Here is a 23,829-nt window from a genome sequence, read left to right as displayed (position 1 = left end):
AAAACATTTTAAATTCCCAAAATATTCTTGATTTTATAGTAAATTCTTGTCCGCAAACTGTACTTTGAGATAAATTGTTTTACAAATTGTTGTCTGAGTTTGGGCTCCTTATCAAAACTAAATCTAGTCTTATCGCTACTATCGAGATGAGTTTCAAAGCGGGTGTCACTAAATTTTGTATGAGTTGCCTCTAGACCAAACCCTATATTGACAACTTTGGATATTGTTGGAAAAACAGAAAGTTGATTAAATTTAAATTGATGATAGCACCATCTGATAGCCCAAGAACTTATCTCTCCGTTCATTTGTTTACTTAACATAGAGGTCATATCGGACCCCATCTCATTAAATTTCTTTTTACGCGACCCATCGCTAATAAAACTATTATAATCTGACACAGACCAATCTACAGACACCCACCTATCCTTCCATGTGGCCCAGCCCCAAGAAGATGCCCGTCTTGTAAAATAATTGTCATAAGAATAGTTTAAAGGTGTCTTTATTGGCATCGTGTAACCAGAGATAGAATGAACCCTGTCATCATTTTTAAAGTCATTCAAGGCCTGGTTCATAAATAACAAAAAGTTTTTACTGGTAACCAAATCGTCTTCTAACACAATAGCCGAACCTCTCTCTTCAATTATTTTAGAAACGCCATCTATTATTGAGGTCGCTAAACCTTTATTTTCAAGAGATTCAAAAATGACAACTTGTTTAAAACCAGTTATGCCTTTTTTAAGGTAGGCTCTTACTTCATTTACTTGAACATTATCTTTTTCACTCTTAGCTCCATCCGAGAAAATGATAAGATCTGATTCAGAAGCCAGTTGATTCTTCCCCAATGCCTCAATGGTAGCTTTTAAGGGAGTGACCTTTTTATAGGTAAATAGTAAAATAGGGGCTAATTTCATAGTCTAAGATATTCGAAATTCCGTACCAGTTATTGATACCTCATTTTCAAGAGATTTATAAATGTCTTTCCATTGTTGTTTATAAGCCCCATGATCATATTGCGTAGCGGCAATCATTGCATTCCCGCCCATTTTTTCTATATCATATTTACCTTGGGTAATTCCAATTAAAACTTTGGCAATTGATTCAGAATTACGCTCTATTAACCACCCATTCTTTTCATGCTCTAAATATTCTTCAACCCCATGCAATTTAGTTACCATAATAGGTAAACTGGCAGCAGCAGCTTGTATACAGACTAGAGAGAAAATCTCATATAGTGAGGGTAAAGCAAAAATATTACTCATCCATAAATAGGGGCGTATGTCTTTTTGAAAGCCTACAAAAATCATTTTGTTCTCTATTCCTAATCTACTCGCCTTATCTTTATAGCTTACAATTTCTTTTGGTTTACCGCCTATAACCAGAATCTTAATATGCGAACTGTCCAACGCATTGTCTTCAGTCAAACTTTCCATTAATTCCGGCAGGCCTTTACGAGCAAAATCCCCTAACGCGGCAAAAGCAATTACAAAATCCGAAGAACTTAATCCTAATTTAGCTCTCTGTTCATTCCGCTTATAATCTAATGGTCTTTTATAATGGGCTACATCGACCGGATTAGCTATGATTTTAATTTTATCTCGGCATTGTGGATATATTTCCAACAGCTCTCTGGCTAGACCTTGAGATGGAGTTACAATTACTTTAGCCTTATTAAAAGCCTTAGCCTCCTGTCTGGCATGGTACATGTGATTAAGTTTGCGCAATACCCTTCTCACCCCAGTTATTGAACTTTTTTTCCAATGTTTTTGTAAATAGGCCCTATGGCAAAAATGAGGATATGCTATAGTACAATCTATATATTGCCCTTGGGTAGTCTGAATAACATACGGGCCTTCAATTTGTTTTATGACCTCTTTCATTTTCGTTTTAACACGATTTGAAAATACCATATATCGAACAAATAGAGGTATATTAGGTGAATTTATCTTATGAAAAACTAATTTTTCCTGAAGGTTTTCATCTGCCTCATTAGCTAAAAGATGAATTTTATATTCATTAGCGAGCCCATCTAACTCTGACAAGATACAGCTACCTGCAGGACTTGTCCGTTGCACGGAAAGATCAACTACAACCAAAGTCAACTTTTTATGTGCTTCCATATTCTACCTTTTTTATCAATTTCTTGAACTTACCCGTTAGATTCTATTTCATTTACCCTACCATAGTTTTTTAATTTAGACCGTTTACCATGTATATTACTCTCCAGTGACAAAATAAAGAAGCTGAGAGCCCAAAAATCTTGGGAATTATATAATTCAGAAGCCAATTGATTTTGCCCTAGTGCCTCAATGGCAGCATTTAGCGGAGTGACCTTTTTATAGGTAAATAATAAAACAGGTGATAAACTCATGTGTAAGCTAAATTTTTAAATTAGGACATGTACAATTTATATAAATATGCCATGAGAAACTCGATAAATTTCAGTCTAAGTTTAGATTTATAAGCTGTGAAAAGGGCATTTCGAAACCATGAGGTACAGACCCTAACCTTGAATAGGCCCAATTATATCCTCCTGCTGGTTGAATGCTAAATTTTTTGAACAAAGACGCGGTCCAGCAAAAAGATGAATTACTTTGAATAATATTTTCGCCCTGATAAAGACATGCCCAATCCATAGCAGCATTATCTTCATGAAGTACATAATTTTTTCCCTTAAAAATATTAGTTATTTTTTCACGGTTATCAGAGAAAAGGTGATATTTAAGATTCGGCCCCAATTTTGATTCACAAAGTTCTATACTTTTGGAGTAGTACTCTTCAGGCAAGGCTATTGATTTTTTAAAGATATGGCGTAAATGGCTATTAAAATCCGTATCTCTCAAATGGACCATTACTGAATTTTTATCCCGTAAATCAGGATATTTAGCAATACATTCCTCCAAAATACTTGGTTTAATATTTATGTGTTTGTTTAAAGTTTTTTCTGAAGGCATTAATTGATAATGCCAAAAATGACCTTTTGCATAACCCTCTTCAAATTTTGGTAGTGTTTGCAAAAGTTCCTGCTCTTCTTTTTTTTGCCTTAGACTTCTTTCAATCACCTTTTTAAGACTATCGTTTACTGATAAAAAAATGCCAAGTTTACTAAGAGCTTTTTGAAGAAGATTTAATTCCAAAAAAGCCGACTGTTCCTCATAAATACAATCTACTACCTCATCGGATTCTTCGGTTTTCTTTATCGCGGATAAATCAAAAATAGAGTCTAAGGAACTATTGGCTGTCAATATGGGTTTTACTCCCAATTTTTCAGCCAGATTTAAAACAAAAAAAAGATGAGATATTTTATTACCATGACCAATATTCCAGCTATTGGAACTAATTCTTTTTGTATCTACGAAAAGTTTCATAATCTTCTATTTTTTTAATTGGTTATGGAATTGATGATATAGGGTAATTGAACATTTCAAGATATCTAATAAAACTTAATTAATTACATTTTCAGAGACTGTCCCTAAAAAATCCCTACCTCTAGCATATTTTTTACACCACACCCTTATTTTAATCTCACTATCCAGCTGAGTCATTAGAAAATATGGTTTATCAGCAATGTTGAAATATTTGTTTTCCTTTAAATCCATTTCGTTTGAGTAGTTTACTTATCAAGTTTAAAATACTGTTTTTACGCATTTAAGATACTGAGACTAATGATTCTTCTTTCAGGGATAATATAAAAAAACTAAGCGCCCAAAAATCTTGAGAACTATACAGAGATGATGAAAACATCCCAAAAATCAATATTTGTAAAAAAAGTAAAATAATCCAACCAGAAGGATGCCTGTTTTTCAAAACTTTATACGATTTAACCATCGTAACCGCTACCATTACAACATACGGAATACCCCCAAAAATCCCAACGGTCATAAATGCTTCTATAAAAAAATTATGCGGATAGTATCCTTTAGCTATTCCAGATGGTATTAAATAATAATTCCCGAAGAACGGAGAATCCAAGAATTGTCCTATTGCATTCTCATAAATATTATCACGTCCACTGGTTTCACCGGTTTCTATGGCTGATAACAGTCGGGTAACAATACTACTACCCACAGCTTCAGATAATTCAATTAAAATACCTATGGAAAAATAAAAAATTAATGCCGTGCAACTTACGAGGATTATCCCCTTCATAAAACCAGCTTTGGCAAAGAAATAAAAGACACTTACAGCAAGCAACACTACGACAGGTGATCGTGAACCAGCTTTCATTATGGAAATAATTCCTAATAAAAATAATAAAGGATAAATTAACTTACTATACTTGAAAGGGCGGTTGAGCAAGCCATAAACAGAAACTAGTGACAAAGCACACCCCATTTGTCCATAATTAATAGTATTTACGGTAGAATTGGCATCATAGCGCCCTACCAGCGGAAAAGGACTCTCTTTTGCCAAAAAGAATGCTATTACCAATCCAATAGCTAAACTGATTAAGAAAAAGAAAAAAGAATGATTGGAAACGAACGCTTTATCATACCGAAAAGCCAAAGCTATTAGTATGCTCAAAGTGAAACCCATTAAATCTATCGGGTTTCCCATGCCAACGGGATAGTTCTGCCAAAAAATATCGATAAAAATATTAATTAAATAAACAGCTGAAACAAAGACAAAAAGTTGCTCTCCCCAATTTAAATAATACCACTTCTTGCTATACAATACAATCAACCATATGGCAGTACATGACTTAACGGCCCACAAACTATAAGATATTAATGATGGAGGCATTCCTATAATATCCGGTATAAATGTCACCAATAAGAAAAGGCTATAAAAATTCAACGAAAAGTGAAACCTTTCTTTATAGATTTTGTATAAGTTCATAAACTATTATAACCTAAATATTACATAGAACATAATAAAAATATTCTTTCTTGAACAATAATTAGAGTTTCAAAATCAACTCCGCAAACATTTTAGGACTATGATTTTCAACAAATCTACGTTGGCCTTCTATACCTACGTCTTCGCCCAACATTTGGGTCATCTTTAAAGCCAAATTACCACCATCTGGCACAGCTAATAGTTCTCCTAAATTGTATCTAGACACTAATTCCTCTATTAATCCAGCCTTTGTAGCTATTACCCTTTTGCTAGCAGCTGCGGCATGGCCAAGAATACCACTTGAAAATTCGGCGTTTTTATAGGGTAACAAAACCGCATGGCATTGATTAAAGATACTCTTCATCATTTTTGTGGGAACAAACTGGTTGTCCCATAACATCTGCACCCCTGTTTTGATAGTTACTTCTCCTATTTTTTCATTATACAAATTTTCTTGACTTAAATTTCCAGCTTTGCCTACCAATAAAACAGCAATATCTTTTTGCGCTTGAGTCGTAAGATGGTGCGCTGAGTCGATAACCTCATCGGTACCCTTTCTTTCTCCTAACGCCCCAATATGAAGGTATATTTTCCTATGTGGTTCAATACCATAGTGCTCATAAATATCAAAATTATCCAAAGGCTCAAGCTGAGGAATTGGATCAGGCAGCATTTGAAAACAATCTGTATGGAACTCATTGTTCATGTAATTTACCGTTTCTTGATCGTTTAGCACAAAAATCTTCTGTATACTAGGGTTTCCAATACACCACTTTGTTAAATAATACCTTTTATAAAACTCTAATTTCTCCTTGAACGTAACTCTTTTTAATCTATAAAATTGTAAAAACAGAATGGATGAAATATTATGAGACACCCGCTTAAATATAGCCCCGTATTTAATGGTATGAAAGTCTAATGGCACTACATGGTCTGCCCCAATTTTTTTTGCATAGGCATTCATAATATCCATTGATCGGATAGAAGCTAAAATAGTATTGCCTTCTCGTATTCGCTTCATCTCATTCTCTTGAACCGGCATCCAGTGCACACCAAATATGTTTTTACCTTTTTCGTAAATTTCCGGAAAAAGTGATGGGAATTTAGGACTCACCACAAAAAAATATTCGTTGCCTTCAGTATTGAAATCGGATAGATAATCAATTAGGTGGCTTATATATTCTGAATGATGACCTGTAACGGCCGTGTCGTAAATTAGTTTTTTATTGATCATAAAAAGCCTTAATCGTTTTTCTCAATATCTAATTCCTGTATAAGCCTATTCATTCTTTCCTTATTTTTTGCCAATGAATAATTAGAAACGAATGTATTGTAAAGCATACTTTCCCTTTCCTTATCAACCGTAAAGTTCTCAATGGTTTTTCTAAACTCTTCCGGAGTATCTGCAACTAAAAACCCGTGGCTCACTGTGCCCTCGACACCTTTGGATGTTGAGATTATGGAAGTTTTAAGCGCCATAGCCTCCAAACATTTAAGCCTAGAACCACTTCCTTGTAAAAGTGGAATCAAAACGGCCTTTGCCTTGGCTATGTAGGGAACCATATCATCGACGGGACCAATGGCAATTATATTCTTGTAATCATAAGTGCTTATTAATTCACTATAAGCCTCTTTTGAGCCTTTACCGACAAGTAGTAGCTTTTGCTCGTTGTCTAAAGTTTTGTTCCAAACTTCCTCAATAATCCATTTTAGACCCATTTTATTCATATAGGCCCCAAAATTGGCGGTCATAATAAAGTAATCTTCTTTATTGTAATTAGCAATATATCTAGATTCATCCAGAAAATTAGGTATGAGATGAATTTTGTCACTCTTCATAAATTTGGTATAAAAAGACTTATCGTCTTCGCTTACACAAATTAACTTATTTGCGGTAGGAAAGAATATTCGCTCATGCCTATAGGCTTGCCAGTAAAATTGAATCTTTCTTATTTTGTTGAATAGACCGTTGACCGGTTCCTGCAAGAGCAAAGAAGATTCTGCATTATGAGTACCATACACTACCGGAATACCGGTTTTTTTGAACATCTTAATATATTGACCTATAAAGGCATAATCCAAAAATGCAAAATCAAAATCGTTTTGTTCTATTAAATTATCGAGTACCGAATATATTTTTTTTGAAGGGCTAAAATAATACTTGCCCGTTATCCTTTCGAATGTGGTAAAAGCCTCATTATTAAGCTCAAAGTAGCTTACATTCTTAAGTTTATAATCAGCAAAATTAATAGAATTCTGATTGGAAACCACTGCAACAACAGTATGGCCTAGCTCGGACAATACCTTGAGCAAACCATATGATCTTATTCTTTCACCTCCGTTTATGGGAAAGGGTGAAATCTTGGTGTAAAACAAAATTTTCATTAATTAAAAGAGTCTTAAAATTATAAAATTAATTTCTCTTACCTATAAACCTAAAGTCCCGCTTCATCTAAAAATTTCTGAGCCAATTCTCTCTCATTTTCGATAATTTTGTTGACCCGATTATAATCAACACTTTCATTCAGAGTTTCTATACTAATCTCACTACTATTAATAACAAATCTTTTCTTCAAATCAAACGTCTCCAATATTGAGTCAAACCTTGTAATTCCCCTTGATGTATTTCCATAAACAATAAATGGCTTATTAAATAAAATGGAAAAAGCACAGCCATGGAACGAATCTGTAATAATAAACCTTGCTTTCCTAAAACCTTCAATCCAACTTCCTACAGTCGGATAAATCATTTTATCGTCAAAGTTTCCCTCATTTGCTTTCTCTACACCAACTCTAAATGGAGTACATTGTAGTTCTTTGGCAATAATTTCAGCAGATTTTTGCTTGTCACCTCCATAATCCAACATATAAATAAGAAGCCCATTATCAGGTATGTTATTGGAATCTTCTGTAGTTGTTAGACCATTATACAATTCAGGCTCAACTAGTATTGCCGGATCCAATATATGAGTGGCATTTACTTTTAAATGTTCACCGCATAATTTGACTCCGCTTTTTTCTCGAACAGAAATGGAATTGAATTTTGAGGCTAATCCAGATAATTCTTGAGTCTTATCTTTGGTTAGTTTCCATTCATCAATACCGAAAGAGGCCGCGAAAGATATTTTAAGTGCGTTTTGATTAACAACAAAATTTAAAAAATAATTTCTATAGCGTTTCTTTGTGTAATCAAACCTCCATACTTGATCACTACCGACAACATATGCATCATAATCATTATAAGAGCTAAAGTCTTTCTGACTATAAATAGGTGCTGTCGTCTCCATATTATTGTTTTCGAAAGCTTTCATATTTTTAGAGATTTTCTTCAATCTCTTTTGATTTGCTCGTTCCTTTCCCAAAGCCGTTTTTAAAAATCTATAAACAGACTCTTTGAACGAAGTTGCCGGCAATCTTGAGGTCACTTTGAGTACGGTAACCTCATGACCACGTCTTTTTAATAGAACTTGTAGTGCATACGACTGTAATAAGCCCCCATAATTGTTATTGAATGGGAGTGTTAAAATGGCTATCTTCATTTGTTAAATTTTATTTAAGGTTTTTTTAAGGCGGTTGAAAACCTTTCTCAACAACGTAATCTTATAAGTTTGTTCGTAAACTTTTACGATGGAATTCATCCTGTTTTTGAACAAGCTAAATTGGCCATTTTTCAAAGCCTCTTGGAATGCCACATGACTCTGATTCGCCAAGTCCATACGAAGTTCTTGTCTTAATTGAATCTTTTTACTCAGATGGTCTGCATTAGGGCTTACTCTTTTTTCAGGCCGCCATTCATTATTCTTATCTTTTAACTGTAAACGATAGGCTAGCCCCTCTCTTCTATGATTAAAACCGGAACTTTGTGATTGAACCACTTTCTCCGGGGTAATTTCATCAAAATGCAGTTTTTTCTCCACTCTAGCCTTTTCAATTAAACGTGATATCGTTTTATCCCTAACCACTATAACATTGGTGCCTTTGCTGTCCTTAACATATTCCGGTAGCCATGCATCTCCAATAGAAATATCCGCAGTTTCTCCAACAACATCGTCACAATAATCGCAAGCTTGATATTTAAAAAAGCCCCATCCCCAATTGGCACCGTATAATTCGTTCAATGGAGGGCTTATTATTTCATTATCATCATCCTTACTTAAAACACTAACACCGTACTTACTTGCGTTATTATTATCAAGTTTATGCCTAAAGTTTATCTTTTCCAAATCGTCTGGATGAACTCCAAGTTGCCAGCCCCACATACTTCCGAAATGTGCACTCTTTAAATGACCACAAACTAGACCTATACAAAATTTGATTCTTTCATTTATTACAGCATCCTGCTTTGCAAGTAATCTTATTGATTTTATAAAACAGGGTAAACCGACAATTGCATATCTTCCCGCTTTTTCTTTAATCAAGCTTATCACTTCAGACATTTCAATGGGATAGTACCTAGAAGAAGAACCTTGAGAAATTTCTTCTGTTGTACGAGAAATAGTGTATTTGAATAAAACATCTCCTTCACTAGGTTTGACGTGAATAATACCATCAACTAAGTTTTGTCTCAAGAGTTCAGTTAGCACCCAAGAACCCATACCTCCTGAGCTACCATTATCCCTAAAACTCTCTTCGTCTACATGACCGGCATATGTTGAATTGATATAACCTAGTTTATCATGCTTCACATTTGTATCTCCAAACAGACCTTTTCCTATCTCATCTTCGTTTTCGCTCTCATCAGAAAAAGGACATAATTTTAAAACTTCAACATCATCTTCAAGGCTTGCACCCTCTTTAATTGTTGCTTGCAGCTTGGCGAATTCATCAAACTTTACTTCAAAAGGAGAATTTTTGACAGTGGCACAAACGCCACAACCCACACAATACCCACCTTTGATAACAGTCTCATTCAGTTTATTTATTTCCGTGTTATCCTTCATTTTCTAACTTTATTCATTATTGTATTAAAAAATTTAGTCAAAAGTGTCTTCTCATCTTCATAAAGACCATAAAAATAGATACTAGTCGTAAAAACAATAGCAGACAAACAGCCCGTTAGTAAAAACCGGTATTCCATTTCTAAATTTCTTGTTATTAGCCAACATATAGCTATGTTACTGATTAAAGGAACAATGCTTACAACCATTACACGTTTTAGATATAACGGAACAGATAACTGTGCTATTTTTTGCGCTATCCAAATACGAAGCCCAACCCCTATTGCCTCTAAACACAGATAACTAACAAAAACATAATACGGGGGAAAACCCATTTTCAAAAATATATAGGCAACAGGTAGCGTCATTAAAATGACACCTCCAACAACGGTTTGATACAGTTTGATTCTTCCAGTTGCCTGAAGAGCGGATTGCAAACCAATAGTTATTTGGTTCAACAATATTGAAACTAGAATAAGTTGTGCGAATATTGTAGTAAACTCCGGCACATCCTTTAACCAGAACTTTAATATGCAGTTCATTTCAAAAATTGCGGGTATTGCAATAATCGCCACCAAAAAGAAGCCAAATTTACTTGCTATCATAGACAACCGCAGCATTCTCTCCCTGTCATCGACCCCTTCACTTTTCATAATCTGAGGGTTTAAAGCTCTTAGCATGGTTGCGGACAAAAAATACATTTGTGCGGATAATTGATTCGCTATACCATATGCCGCGTTAATTACCGTACCAAAGAAAATATTCAGCAGCACTGCCAAACCTTGGGTTCTTCCCAAACCACATAAAGCTCCAAAAAGATTCCACCCTGCAAATGAAGATAGTTCTTTAATCTGTTCTTTATTAATTTGTGTATTTTTAAGTGAACACTCGTCATATTTTCTAATACAGAATACGACGTACAATATTAAAGTAACAAACGCCAGCGCGGCCATTAGATAACTATAGGCGATTAGCCTATTGCCCTGTAGAGAAATTAGAATAAAAGCAATAGCCAACTTAAGTAACGCCTCAAGAATATTTACCACTGCAACAAAAAGTAAATTTTCATGGGCCACCAGTGTACCCATAAACGGTACGTTAATCATACTAAACAACAACGAAGCCAACATGGTGCGGTAGACTATTTTAGCAGCGTATATACGATTTTCCGCAATATTCAGAAAATGTTCGAATAGATAAGATTCCAAGAGAGCCAAAACAACAACAATCAAAAGACCTAAAGCTACATGCATGGCAAGACTGTTGGCAAATACCGATTTTTGGTTCTCAATATCGTTCTTACCTTGGTAGAAAGATAAAAATCGTTGGGTGGAGGTTGCCATTGTATTTTTCAAAAATGCCAACACTGCAATTATGCCCGCCACCAACTCAAAAATACCGTAATCCGTACTACCAAGGGCATCCAAAATTAATCGTGTTGAATATAAAGAAACCCCTACGGTCAATACCATACGACCATATAAGATTGCAGTATTGACTATTACTCTATTTGCTGGGGTCATTCAATTAATTATTTGATTGATTTAGCTTGCACCTAATTTCTCACATCTCTATACAAAATTCTGAAAATCAAAAACTCTACATCAACAGATTCTGTTTAGACAAATATTATACAGTTCCATGTAAAAGCATTTACAACCCTATCTAACAAACCATTCGCTACACACTTTTTGTAATGTATTTTTCAAGCCTCAAATAAACATAATCTTTTGTATAAAAGAAAGTTAACTCACCTCTAATTTAAAGTACTATTTAAACCTCATTGCGGATATGTTAACAAAAATCCGTCTTACAGGTTTTTATGAAAAAAAATGTTATTATTACTTTGGAAAAAGTGGCCCTACCTCTTAATTATTATCTATATAATAATTAACATATCGGGTTTTGTAACGTTCATAATAATGCTTTTTTTTCACACTCCTTATTATAAACAATGCCCTTTAAATAAAATGCTTGCTCTTCTATTTATAACTTTAGCTTTCTAAACAAATCTTCTTACGTTTCACTGTCTAGATTCGAAGATATTCAATACGATCCAGTTACATTTCTGGCACGCCAAACAGAGTCCGTACGTGAAAAATTTAAAGGCTTAGCAAAAACCACAAACAAAGCAAATCAACAAAAAAAAGGGGGTTTTTTCGTCAAAATGATGATTTTATGCGTATATAGTATAAAATATTCATTTTGATAAGATTTTTGAGAAATTCCCCCTATCTCATTTACCTATCCTGTATAGTATTTCTATTTCTGGTATCGACAACAAATGCACAGGTAAAGATTGGAGATAACCCAGAAGAAATAGACCATGCATCATTACTTGAATTAGAAAGTACAACGCATGCCTTAGTGCTTAGCAGAGTAAGCAATGAGCAAATGCTGGCCATCTCCCCTATGGAGGGTGCTATTGTATACAACACTACTGAAGCTTGTATATTTTATTACAACGGTAATTCATGGACAAACCTTTGTGATTATTCTGGTGAATTTTCAATAATTGATCATAATGACGGAACATTTAGTTTTAATACAAGTTCCGGCTCCATAACATTTGATAGCAGCCCAGAGACTATAACCCGTTTTGTTGACAATGGAAATGGAACTTACACCTATTTTGATGAGAATAACCAAGAAACTATTATTAATACAGGCATATTGGACGGTGGCCACATAGGAACACCAGGTTCTATATTTTTTGCGAACCAAAACAATGGTGCGCCTTTTGAAGCTAATGAAGATTTATTCTGGGACAACACTAATAAAAGATTAGGCATAGGCACGAACAAACCTTCAAATGAACTCGAAGTCAATGGGATTTTGAAAGCAGCAAGAATTTCTAGTTCATTTGGTACGGCAAGCTTTCCTTCCTATCATTTTACTGGAAGTTTCAATTCCGGACTGTTCGTTCCTGGGTCTGGCGCTGTAGCCATGGCCTCAGAGGGCCGTGAAGTTGTCAGAGTTACTGACGGCAACAAAGTAGGGATAATGGTTACCAATCCACAAGCAACTTTACATGTAGGTGGTGACCTAAGAGTTGATGGAGCAATTATTGGTCGTAATGGAACAGTAGCTAAACAAAATAAGATTGAAACCAACATTAGAAGACTCTCTAACCACAAAGTATCATTAACCACTAATGACTATACGGTAATTTTAGATAAAATTGTTGAACATCTTACTTTGCCATTACCCGGCGACCAGAATCTTGGTCATATATATATAGTTAAAGATTTAGGAGGAACAAAGACCAGATTAAATGTTCCCTACATCACACCTAATGGAGAAAAATCCTTCAGCACAAAAAACGAGGGTGTTTTATGGTTGCAAAGTGATGGAAAGGACTGGCAGCAAATAAATTAGAAATCTCTAGTTGGGGGCCAACAGGAAATACTTTTAAACTAAATCTTAAAATCGTACTTTTCATGAACGATTGGTATAGTCTATGGGCATGAAACAAAAATTGTTTACTGATTTTCAAGAAGTTTCCGCGAAAGCGTGGAAACAAAACATTCAATATGAATTGAAAGGTGCCGATTACAATGAAAAATTGGTTTGGGAGTCCCCCGAGGGCATAAAAGTGAAGCCCTTTTATCATGCCGATGATTTGGAAGGTCAAAATCAGTCTTCGCGAACAGCTCATAACAATTGGCTCATAACGCAACATATTGTGGTTCGTGAGCTTTCTATGGCGAACAAGAATGCTATTCATGCCATTGCCGGTGGTGCAGAAAGTATATGGTTCACCTTGCCTTCGCCAGATATGGACCTGAAGGCACTACTCAGGAATATCGATTGCCAATCGGTTGCGATTCATTGTCAATTTGAAAGTGCTTCTACTGAAGGCATGCAGAAACTGACACATTTGTTATCCCAAGAAAATTATCCTATCTCCTTTCACATGGATCCCATTGGGCATCTCGCAGCTACGGGGAATTGGTTTACGAATATGGCCGAGGATTTTGAAATCCTCCAACAGCTTTTGCAAGCCACTCAAACGCCATCGCCAAAAAAAGTGGTTACCGTAAATGCGGAACTGTACCAAAATGCGGGGGGAAACATGATACAGCAACTGGCCTATGCCTTAGCACATGCCAATGAATATTTGCATCGTTTTGGTTCAAAATTAGAATCCATTACCTTTAAAATGGCCATGGGCGGCAACTATTTTTTTGAAATCGCCAAATTACGTGCCCTACGAAAACTCTGGAAATTACTTGCTGCTGAATATGATATTACCGCCGATTGCCGCATAGAAGCAACGCCTTCCAAACGAAACAAGACGCTCTATGATTATAATATGAATATGATCCGCACCACAACGGAATGTATGTCCGCTATTTTGGGAGGTGCCGATAGCGTTTGTAATCTTAACTATGATTTTATCTATCATAATAACAATTCATTTGCGGAACGCATCGCTAGAAATCAGTTGCTACTCCTTAAGGAGGAAAGTTATTTTAAATCGCTACAAAACCCTGCCATAGGCTCCTATTACATAGAAAGCCTAACAGACCAACTTGCGGAGAAAGCACTAATTCTCTTTAAGGATATGGAAGCGAATGGGGGATTTCTAAAACAGTTAAAATACCATACCCTTCAGAAAAAAATAAGGGAGAGTGCCCAAAAAGAACAAGCAAAATTCAATAGTGAAAAGGAGATATTAGTAGGTTCCAATAGATACTCCAGTTCTGATGACCGTATGAAAAACCAATTGAAAAAGCCTCCTTTTGGTTCCAAGCGAAAAGCAAAAACTTTAATCGAGCCTATTTTAGAAAGTAGACTGACGGAAGCCCTAGAGCGGGAACGACTTAAAAATGAAGGTTGGCAGGGCTAAAAACCTCTATAACATAGAGATGTGCATTATATGAGAAAAGACATTCAACATATCGCCTTTAATAAATCTGCGGTACAGCCGGACACCTTGCTAAATGAGGAAAATTTTGAGCACCTGAACTTTGCTGCCGGAAGACCTCCTTTTTTACGTGGCCCGTACAGTACTATGTATGTACAACGCCCGTGGACCATAAGACAATATGCGGGATTCTCTACCGCGGAAGAGAGCAATGCCTTTTACCGAAGAAACCTAAAAGCAGGTCAAAAAGGACTTTCCATTGCCTTTGACCTGGCCACACATCGTGGGTATGACAGTGACCATGAACGTGTGGTGGGCGATGTAGGCAAAGCTGGTGTGGCCATAGACACGGTAGAGGACATGAAGATTCTCTTTGATGGTATTCCGTTGAATGAGATGTCCGTTTCCATGACCATGAACGGGGCCGTGCTTCCCATTATGGCTTTTTATATTGTTGCCGCGGAAGAACAAGGCGTTTCCCTAAATGAACTGACAGGTACCATACAGAATGATATTTTAAAGGAATTTATGGTGCGTAATACTTATATCTACCCACCTGCGCCTTCCATGGCTATTATTTCGGATATTTTTCGATATACGAGCGAACATATGCCCAAATTCAATAGTATCAGCATTTCAGGATATCATATGCACGAAGCGGGTGCCACGGCAGAGCTGGAACTGGCCTATACCTTAGCCGATGGACTGGAATACATTCGTACAGGTCTAAAAGCGGGACTTGACATTGATAGTTTCGCACCTAGGCTTTCTTTCTTTTGGGGAATTGGCATGGACCATTTTACGGAAATTGCCAAACTGCGTGCAGGGCGAATGCTATGGGCAAAACTGGTAAAACAGTTCCATCCAAAGAGCAACAAATCCATGTCGCTCCGCACGCACTGCCAGACCAGCGGATGGAGTCTTACGGCACAGGACCCGTTCAATAATGTGGCACGTACTACTATTGAAGCCCTATCCGCCGTATTGGGAGGCACCCAAAGTTTACATACCAATGCGCTGGACGAAGCCATTGCGCTGCCCACAGATTTCTCCGCACGTATTGCCCGCAACACTCAGCTATATCTGAGAGAAGAAACAAAAATCACAAAAACAGTAGACCCTTGGGCTGGTAGTTTTTATGTGGAAAAACTAACGGAAGACCTAGCCCACAAAGCTTGGGAGCTTATTGAAGAAATTGAGGAGATGGGCGGTATGACCAAAGCCATAGAAATGGGCATACCCAAAATGCGCATTGAAGAAACGGCAGCAAAAAAACAGGCACGGATAGATAGCGGTCAAGATAGTATTGTTGGCGTAAACAAATACCAAACGGAAGAGGAAGACGGACTTCAAATTTTAGAGGTGGATAATAATGCGGTACGCAAAAAGCAACTGGCGCGCCTTCAACACATAAAACAGGAACGGAACGATGAAAAAGTAGCGCATGCACTTAACGCACTTACCGCTGCCGCACATCAAAAAATGACCGACTCAATAGATACGACTACAGATGAAAATTTATTAGCTTTAGCAGTAGAAGCTGCTAGACACCGTGCTACTTTAGGCGAAATAAGTAGCGCCCTAGAAACGGTTTTTGGCAGGTACAGAGCAACTATTCAATCTATTTCAGGCGTGTATTCAAAGGAAATTAAAGAAGACGGTAGTTTTAAAAAGGCATGTGAGCTTTCAGACCAGTTTGCCGCACAAGAAGGAAGACGCCCCCGTATTTTGGTAGCAAAAATGGGGCAAGATGGACATGACCGTGGAGCCAAAGTAATTGCAACGGGCTATGCGGATTTAGGTTTTGACGTAGATATTGGTCCGCTGTTCCAAACTCCTGCAGAAGTAGCCAAACAAGCCGTAGAGAATGATGTGCACATTTTAGGTATCTCTTCTTTGGCCGGGGGACACAAGACCTTGGTGCCCGAAGTTATTTCAGAACTAAAAAATCAGGGCCGGGATGATATTATGGTGGTGGTTGGCGGGGTTATTCCCAAGCAGGATTATTCCTATTTATTTGAAAGCGGTGCTATTGCCGTATTTGGGCCGGGCACAAAAATTACGGAAGCCGCCATTCTTATCCTAGATATTTTATTGGATATTGAATAGTATCCTGTATATTTTATTAACAAGAGACCCTACTTTCCCTTAAATTAGATTTTTGATAATCAGACGTATAGGAGCACAACCAGACCAATTGTTAACTTTAAAACCGAAAAGTAGTAAAAAGACTACATTTTTAACTTCTCCTTAACACCAAAGTGCTTGCAAATAGCGGTATATTTAAAAGACCAAACCACTTATTAACATTCGTAATTTTGATAGCATACCACACAAAATACGAGAATAATTAGCTATTGATGGGGAAAAAATTAATCATCACATCGGCCATCTTATTCTTGATTACCTGTATTATCATATGGAATCTTTCGCTTCAGCGTATTGAGCTTTTTCACAAAAATATTACGTTAGTTGAAGAGATCAAGGCCAAGAATAAGCTGAAAGATGCTGAATCGCGCCTTTTCGAACTATATAATATCAGCAAGAAAAATGTCACTTTTCTAAGTAAATTAGTAGAGTTAGACCTTAAAACAGATGTACCCTTAGAGGTTACCCAGAAAAAGCTCAGGCATTTTCTGAATACCGACAGCAATTATTTTCAGGCCCGCTTTATTGATTTAAAGGGAATGGAGGTCATACGGATAGAAAACAAAGACAGTACGGTTGCCTCTACCTTTCAATTTAAGGGAAATCGAGATTATTTTAAAAAGACCTTAAAGCTAGCTAAAGGCGATGTTCATATTAGTAATATGAACCTGAATATTGAAAATGACACTATTGAACTTCCACATAGACCCACGGTTCGTTTTTTCACCCCGATTTATATAGATAAGGAACTATATGGTATTGTTGGCCTAAACCTAAACGCCAAAAATTGGCTTGAGAATTTTAAGGGGCAGGATATTGGCTTTCTAAATTCCAAAAAAGTGGTGTTTTATAGCGGCGATAACGAAACCCTCTATGCCCCCTCTAAATTGAACCTATCAAAAAGAGATCGCTACGGAGATGCTTTATATGTAAAAAGGAAAGTCAGTCTAGAAGGAAATCAAACTTGGACATTGTACACCAAGCCGGATATTGCTTCCATACGCCAACAAATGGCAGATTATAAAAAATCCAACTATACCACGGCAGCCATTTTAACCATTGGAATTATACTGTTCCTGTGTATCATTTACATGCTTTATAAAAAGAACACCTACATAGATTCATTAAACCAAACTATAAAAAGCCGTTTGAATGAGCGCGATACCCTTTTAAAAGAGATCCACCATAGGGTGAAAAACAACTTACAGGTCATTACCAGTTTGTTGAGCTTACAATCCAGTTTTATAAAAGACGATAAAATTAAAGGGCTTTTTAGGTACAGTCAGTACCGCATTAACTCTATGGCCATCATTCATGAAATGCTGTACCGCTCCAAAGACCTTAGCCGCATAAACTATGGGGACTATGTAAAACAATTGGCAACGACCTTAATAGCTTCTATGAAGGGGTCCGACAAAAAAATTGATTTACATATTGAAGCAGAAGAATTGCATCTGAACCTAGACACCTCGGTTCCGCTTGGGCTTATGGTAAATGAAATCATTACCAATTCCTTAAAATATGGATTCAAAAACAAGGACGAGGGAACCATTTCTATAAAGTTTGAAAAATTGAAATACCCCAACTTCCTTTTGCATATTGGCGATAACGGAACTGGCTTTTCAGATGAAATCGATTTTAGAAACACCAAATCTTTGGGACTGAAATTAATTCATATGTTAACCCTACAACTAAAAGGAACAATTGAAAAAGATAATACCGAGAACGGCACGCACTATATAATAACGTTTCAAGAAATTGAACAGATATCCTGACGCTATGAAACTAAAAGTCCTAATTGTAGAAGACAACCTAATCATTCAGATGTTCATAGAGCACATTATCACCAATGTGGGCGATACACACGTTAGAACGGCAGACAACGGAGAAGACGCGCTTTCTATTGCAGAACACTATATGCCCAACGTAGTGCTATTGGACATAGGCCTTTCCGGAGGTATAAATGGAATTGAAACCGCAGCTATCCTAAAGGAAAAATATAATATTCCGTTTGTTTACATTACGGGAAATTCAGATTACAGCACTTTGGAGAACGCCAAAAAAACCGAGCCGTTACACATTCTTAAAAAACCTATAGATGAGCATGAGCTCAATAGGGAATTTGAGATCATACGCCAAAAACTAATGGAATCTAAACTAGAAAGCTCCGAATAAACCGCTGTTTACAAATAGTATGGACTCTCTTAAAAAACAGTCAACTCATTAAATATTAAAGATTTACATCTTGTTATCCTATTTTTTTAAATAGAAAATCCATTTTTTAAACTCTATAAGGGTCTTTTTCTAGAAAAAAATATATCTTTGCACCGCTTTAAAAATGGTGGCATAGCTCAGCTGGATAGAGCACCTGCCTTCTAAGCAGGCGGTCCTAGGTTCGAATCCTAGTGCCATCACTTTAAATTAAGAAACCACGCCCATTTCGGCGTGGTTCTTTGTTTTATGGAAAGGTGCAAGAACACCGGTCTTGTGATCTTGGAATAAGACGAAGAACCAGAGCGCTAGCTCGTGGTTTGCAATTTGCAACATTGAGCCGCCTAGGAATACCGAAAGGTAATCCTAGTGCCATATCACTTTAAGTTAGAAACCACGCCCATTTCGGCGTGGTTCTTTGTTTTATGGAAAGCTGCAAGACCAGCAGTCTTGTGATGGATAAAGCCTTAAGGTTGTGGAGAAAGACTATAAGAACTCATTAAATAGCTGTAAAGTGAAAAATCAGCGGTTAAATCAAAATTACGAACCCTAAAACACTATAATCCAATATAGTATCTATATTTGAGCAGTAAATACCTAATATATAGCTCAAAATTTGACTAAATTTGAGCTATAAAAAGCAAAGTTATAGCTCATGGGACATCAAAAATGGAATTGGCAAACAAAAGAATGGCCTCATTTTACCTTTAAAAAAGAGGCTATTGAAGCGTTAGAACGCAATTTTTTACAAAAAAATGGGGTAGCCCTAGGGGCTTTTAAACATATAAAACAAGAAGAAAAAGACCAGCTTTTAATTCAAATACTTTCCGATGAAGCCTTAAAAACTTCTGAAATTGAAGGCGAGTTTCTCAATATAGCTAGTATACAGGAATCTATCAAAAAGAATTTGGGGCTTGAGTCTACCAAACGAAAATTACCCCCTGCCGAATTTGGGGTTTCTGAAATGATGGTCGACCTATATAAAACCTATAATCAGCCACTGTCCCATAAACAAATGTTCCAATGGCACAACATGTTAACCAGTGGTAGAAGGGATTTGGTAGATACAGGACGATACCGCACCCATGAGGACCCTATGCAGATTGTCTCAGGGCGACTAGATAGGCCCACCGTTCATTTTGAGGCGCCTCCATCCAAAGTAATACGCTCTGAAATGGATGAATTTGTTATATGGTTCAATACGGTTCATACTATAGACAACAAATCAATATCGCCTTTAGCAAAAGCTGGTATTGCTCATTTTTATTTTGTGACCATCCACCCTTTTGAAGATGGTAATGGCCGCATTGGACGTGCCATAGCTGAAAAATCAATTTCTCAAAGTATACAACGTCCTGCTTTAATTTCTCTGTCCCAAATGATAGAGGCGAAGAAAAAAGAATATTATGGGACTTTAGAAAAACATAATCGCAAATGCGAGTTGACGGATTGGCTTGTTTATTTTGGTCAAACCATTTTAGATGCCCAAGAGAACACCTTAAAAGTTATCGACTTTTTGATTCAAAAAGCACATTATTTTGACCGCTTTTCAAACCAAATGAATAAACGGCAACTTAAAGTAATACGTCGTGTTTTTGAAGAGGGTCATACGGGATTCAAAGGAGGCTTAAGTGCCGACAACTACACCCGCATTGCCGGAACCTCTGCTTCCACAGCTACAAGGGATTTAAAACACTTAATCGATATAGGTGCCCTGTATAAAACAGGAGCGTTGAAAGGTACCCGCTACTATCTTCAATTGAGTGAAAATTGATGATTTTTAAAACTTAAATGACGGTCCTAGGTTCGAATCCTAGTGCCATCACTTTAAATTAAGAAACCACGCCCATTTCGGCGTGGTTCTTTGTTTTATGGAAAGATGCAAGACCACCGGTCTTGTGATCTTGGAATAAGATGAAGAACCAGAGCGCTAGCTCGTGGTTTACAATTTGCAACATTGAGCCGCCTAGGAACACCGAAAGGTAATCCTAGTGCCATCACTTTAAGTTAGAAACCACGCCCATTTCGGCGTGGTTCTTTGTTTTATGGAAAGATGCAAGACCACCGGTCTTGTGATCTAGGAAAAAGCTAAAGAACAAGAGAAGCACTAAAGTTTAAAAAGGCTTCCAACCAACTGGAAGCCTTTTTTAGGTTTTAATTTATGTCAATTTTAGGGGCATGGATTGCAGACGTTTGCCCGTTAGTCTTTTTACGGCATTGGCAATCGCCGCACCAATGGGTCCCAATGGCGGTTCGCCCACAGGGCCCGGTGTATCTTTGCCTTGAAGCAATACCACTTCTATTTCTTTGGGCGCATGTTTCATTAATGCCATTTCATAGGGTCCGTAAATCGTAGGGGTCAAAGAGCCGTCCACCACTTTCATTTGCTCGAACAGTACCGCACTCATGCCCATAATAACGCAGCCTTCGCATTGCGCCCTAACCTGATCCGGGTTTACAGCAAGGCCAGGGTCTAAAACTACCGTAACTTTATGGACTTTTATTTCGTTATCCGTTACGGAAACCTCAACCACATGCGCACAAGGTGTGCCCGCATCTACCGAGGCTGCAAATCCCATAGCTCTATTCGCTTTGATTTCTTCGGAATATCCCGATTTCTCACCTGCGGTACGGATTACATTTTTTAAGCGTTTCCCTGCTTCATCATCGCCAATATGTGCCAAACGGAATTCTATGGCATTCTTTTCTGCTTTCAGCGCCATCTCATCTACAAAACTTTCTATGGCAAAGGTATTGGCCAATAAACCTAAACTACGCCACCAACTGGTAGCAAAAGGCAAATCTACATGCCAATACACAGACCTATGATTGGGTACGGCTGTATACTGAATAAATGCACCTCTAATAGCTCCCACATCCGCACCCAAAATAGTGGGTACCACATTAGGTATCAATGCCGAATTATTACCCACATCCCCACTCACAAAATGATGTTCGAGTCCGCTTAATAAACCCTCCTCGTTCAGACTTCCTTTTACAATATGATGGGTAGGCGGACGGAACATATCATGCTGAAATTCTTCTTCCCGACTAAAAACGTACTTTACAGGTTTGCCCACAGCTTTGGACATCACCGCTGCCTGAACCGCATGGGGCGTATGCAGTCGTCTTCCAAAACCACCACCTAGATAGGTGGGAATCACATTTACCTGCTCTTCATCCCATCCCAAACGGGAGGCTACCTCTTTACGCGTAATACCAATGACCTGGGTAGAAATCATAATCGTTGCCTTCTCATCTACAACGGATGCGACCACACCATTGGGTTCTATCTGGGCGTGTGCACCAATGGGACTTCTAAATTCCATCTGCACAACGGCATCCCCTTCCAAAGCATCGCCCTGTTTTTGAATAATACTGGAGTTTCCGTTTCCCACCGTCATCATAGCCACTATCTCCTCTTGCTGTAAATTATCCGGGGTTTCCCAGACCACCTCAATTGCTTGTTTGGCATTTTCGGCTTCGATATACGATTCCGCAACTACGGCAACAAAATCATCTTCCTTGACAATTTTAATGACTCCGGGCATTTTTTCGGCCTTATCCGCGGTGGCACTGATATATTTTGCTCCTATTTTTGAAGGTCGAACTACTGCCCCAAACACCATATTTGGCATTTCGGCATCCAAACCGAACATAGGCGAGCCATAGACCTTATCCTCTAAATCTACGCGTGGCAAAGGTTTTCCAACAAAGCGATAGGTATCTCTATTTTTTAAAACAGGAGTATCCGGAATGGTCCAACTGGTTACTCCTTCTGCAATTTCCGAATAGGAAAGGCTTTTTCCATTTCCCGAAACTATACCGTCTACTGCGGTGACTTCGGACACGGGAACCCCTAATTTCTCCGCCCCTTTAAGCTTCAGCATTTCCCGAAAAGTGGCCGCCAATTCCCGTAACGGTTGCCAAAGTCCTGAAATAGACGTGCTCCCTCCCGTACTGAACTGGTCAATATTTCCTGTATCCGTAGTGGCATGTACAACTTTTACATTCTGAAAAGGAACTTCCAGTTCATCCGCAGCCATTTGTGCCAATCCCGTAAACGTACCTTGCCCCATTTCTATTTTTGGTGAATGTAGAATGATTTCATTGGCCGGGCCCAACTCAAACCATAACATGGGATTATCCGTGCTTCCTAAATATTCAATATCCATTGAATTTACCTTCTCCAAAACAGCCCTTCTGATCGGATTTCTGAATAAATAGGTTCCTACGGCCAATACGCCCACCGTACCTAAACCGCCACGTACCAAAAACTTTCGCCTTGATACTTTCTTATTTCCTGAGGATTCGTTCTCTGTCATCATCTAAGAATTTGTAGGTTCGCTGTCTGTTTTTAAAGTACTCTGCTTTTCGGCAGCAAGGTGAATGGCTTTACGCATTCTATAATACGTTCCGCATCTACAAACGTTTATGATATTATCATCTATATCTTGGTTTGTTGGATTTGGAATTTTATCCAATAATGCGGCCGTAGCCATCATAAAACCCGGCTGGCAATAGCCGCATTGTGGCACAATTTCCTCTATCCAGGCCTGTTGTACGGGATGCGGATTTGTGGCATCTCCCAATCCTTCAATAGTCGTGATTTCTTTTCCCTCCGCAAATTTTACGGGATAGGAACAGGACCGAACCGCTTCGCCATCTACATGGAGCGTACATGCTCCACAGGCCGCTTTTCCACAGCCAAACTTGGTGCCTTTCAATCCCAGCATATCTCGGATAACCCACAGCAAAGGGGTATACTCATCCGTAAGTTCAACAACATGCGACTGCCCATTGACCTGCATTGAAATTTTCATAGTC

Annotated in this window: 18 protein-coding genes and 1 tRNA gene; 7 read left to right on the top strand and 12 right to left on the bottom strand. The window is 37.7% G+C overall.

Translation table 11 applies throughout. The features are described 5' to 3' along the window. Positions 1 to 8: 8 nt before the first annotated feature. The 10 genes from P0077_RS11135 to P0077_RS11090 all read right to left on the bottom strand — a co-directional run bounded on the left by P0077_RS11135 (position 9) and on the right by P0077_RS11090 (position 11,296). Positions 9 to 911 (bottom strand): sugar transferase, encoded by a 903-nt coding sequence (locus tag P0077_RS11135; protein ID WP_276165327.1) that lies wholly within the window; start codon positions 909 to 911, stop codon positions 9 to 11. A 3-nt stretch (positions 912 to 914) separates the two neighbouring features. Further along, entirely contained in the window at positions 915 to 2,117 is a 1,203-nt protein-coding gene (locus P0077_RS11130; protein WP_276165326.1) for a glycosyltransferase family 4 protein, read from the bottom strand. A 29-nt stretch (positions 2,118 to 2,146) separates the two neighbouring features. Then, positions 2,147 to 2,368: a hypothetical protein gene (locus P0077_RS11125; RefSeq protein WP_276165325.1), complete on the bottom strand. Its 222-nt coding sequence runs from the start codon at positions 2,366 to 2,368 to the stop codon at positions 2,147 to 2,149. Between the two features lie 70 nt (positions 2,369 to 2,438). Continuing rightward, positions 2,439 to 3,365: an O-fucosyltransferase family protein gene (locus P0077_RS11120; protein ID WP_276165324.1), complete on the bottom strand. Its 927-nt coding sequence runs from the start codon at positions 3,363 to 3,365 to the stop codon at positions 2,439 to 2,441. Between the two features lie 280 nt (positions 3,366 to 3,645). Beyond that, the gene (locus P0077_RS11115; RefSeq protein WP_276165323.1) at positions 3,646 to 4,680 is read right to left on the bottom strand and encodes an O-antigen ligase family protein; all 1,035 of its coding nucleotides are present in this window, start codon (positions 4,678 to 4,680) and stop codon (positions 3,646 to 3,648) included. 217 nt (positions 4,681 to 4,897) lie between these two features. Beyond that, entirely contained in the window at positions 4,898 to 6,070 is a 1,173-nt protein-coding gene (locus P0077_RS11110) for a glycosyltransferase (RefSeq protein WP_276165322.1), read from the bottom strand. 8 nt (positions 6,071 to 6,078) lie between these two features. Beyond that, complete coding sequence (locus P0077_RS11105) at positions 6,079 to 7,221, bottom strand: glycosyltransferase family 4 protein (protein WP_276165321.1); 1,143 nt, start codon at positions 7,219 to 7,221, stop codon at positions 6,079 to 6,081. 50 nt (positions 7,222 to 7,271) lie between these two features. Then, positions 7,272 to 8,375, bottom strand: coding sequence for a polysaccharide pyruvyl transferase family protein (locus tag P0077_RS11100; protein WP_276165320.1), 1,104 nt, complete (start codon positions 8,373 to 8,375; stop codon positions 7,272 to 7,274). 3 nt (positions 8,376 to 8,378) lie between these two features. Continuing rightward, positions 8,379 to 9,776, bottom strand: coding sequence for a Coenzyme F420 hydrogenase/dehydrogenase, beta subunit C-terminal domain (locus P0077_RS11095; protein ID WP_276165319.1), 1,398 nt, complete (start codon positions 9,774 to 9,776; stop codon positions 8,379 to 8,381). After that, positions 9,773 to 11,296, bottom strand: a complete 1,524-nt coding sequence (locus tag P0077_RS11090) for an MATE family efflux transporter (protein ID WP_276165318.1) — start codon at positions 11,294 to 11,296, stop codon at positions 9,773 to 9,775. Before P0077_RS11090 ends, P0077_RS11095 begins: the two co-directional genes overlap by 4 nt. A 682-nt stretch (positions 11,297 to 11,978) precedes the next feature. Between P0077_RS11090 and P0077_RS11085 the strand changes: the two genes are divergently transcribed. The 7 genes from P0077_RS11085 to P0077_RS11055 all read left to right on the top strand — a co-directional run bounded on the left by P0077_RS11085 (position 11,979) and on the right by P0077_RS11055 (position 20,776). Further along, positions 11,979 to 13,151 carry a phage tail-like protein gene (locus P0077_RS11085; RefSeq protein WP_276165317.1) on the top strand — a complete coding sequence of 391 codons (1,173 nt, stop codon included), beginning with the start codon at positions 11,979 to 11,981 and terminating at the stop codon, positions 13,149 to 13,151. Between the two features lie 88 nt (positions 13,152 to 13,239). Continuing rightward, positions 13,240 to 14,625: a methylmalonyl-CoA mutase subunit beta gene (locus P0077_RS11080; protein WP_276165316.1), complete on the top strand. Its 1,386-nt coding sequence runs from the start codon at positions 13,240 to 13,242 to the stop codon at positions 14,623 to 14,625. A gap of 30 nt (positions 14,626 to 14,655) precedes the next feature. After that, the gene (gene scpA / locus P0077_RS11075) at positions 14,656 to 16,752 is read left to right on the top strand and encodes a methylmalonyl-CoA mutase (RefSeq protein ID WP_276165315.1); all 2,097 of its coding nucleotides are present in this window, start codon (positions 14,656 to 14,658) and stop codon (positions 16,750 to 16,752) included. Positions 16,753 to 17,003: 251 nt separating this feature from the next. Beyond that, positions 17,004 to 18,566 (top strand): sensor histidine kinase, encoded by a 1,563-nt coding sequence (locus P0077_RS11070; protein WP_276165314.1) that lies wholly within the window; start codon positions 17,004 to 17,006, stop codon positions 18,564 to 18,566. Between the two features lie 4 nt (positions 18,567 to 18,570). After that, positions 18,571 to 18,966 (top strand): response regulator, encoded by a 396-nt coding sequence (locus tag P0077_RS11065; RefSeq protein ID WP_276165313.1) that lies wholly within the window; start codon positions 18,571 to 18,573, stop codon positions 18,964 to 18,966. A gap of 165 nt (positions 18,967 to 19,131) precedes the next feature. Further along, positions 19,132 to 19,205: transfer RNA gene (locus tag P0077_RS11060), tRNA-Arg, on the top strand. A 452-nt stretch (positions 19,206 to 19,657) separates the two neighbouring features. Then, positions 19,658 to 20,776 (top strand): Fic family protein, encoded by a 1,119-nt coding sequence (locus tag P0077_RS11055; RefSeq protein WP_276165312.1) that lies wholly within the window; start codon positions 19,658 to 19,660, stop codon positions 20,774 to 20,776. 385 nt (positions 20,777 to 21,161) lie between these two features. On the opposite strand, the gene P0077_RS11050 is transcribed toward P0077_RS11055, so the two are convergent. Further along, complete coding sequence (locus P0077_RS11050; RefSeq protein ID WP_276165311.1) at positions 21,162 to 23,330, bottom strand: xanthine dehydrogenase family protein molybdopterin-binding subunit; 2,169 nt, start codon at positions 23,328 to 23,330, stop codon at positions 21,162 to 21,164. Next, positions 23,331 to 23,825: a (2Fe-2S)-binding protein gene (locus tag P0077_RS11045; protein ID WP_276165310.1), complete on the bottom strand. Its 495-nt coding sequence runs from the start codon at positions 23,823 to 23,825 to the stop codon at positions 23,331 to 23,333. Positions 23,826 to 23,829: the final 4 nt, after the last annotated feature.

Source organism: Zobellia alginiliquefaciens, assembly GCF_029323795.1.
GTDB classification, from domain to species: Bacteria; Bacteroidota; Bacteroidia; order Flavobacteriales; family Flavobacteriaceae; genus Zobellia; species Zobellia alginiliquefaciens.
Note: the sequence above shows the minus strand (reverse complement) of the source record. Positions and strands in the feature narration are given on the sequence as shown.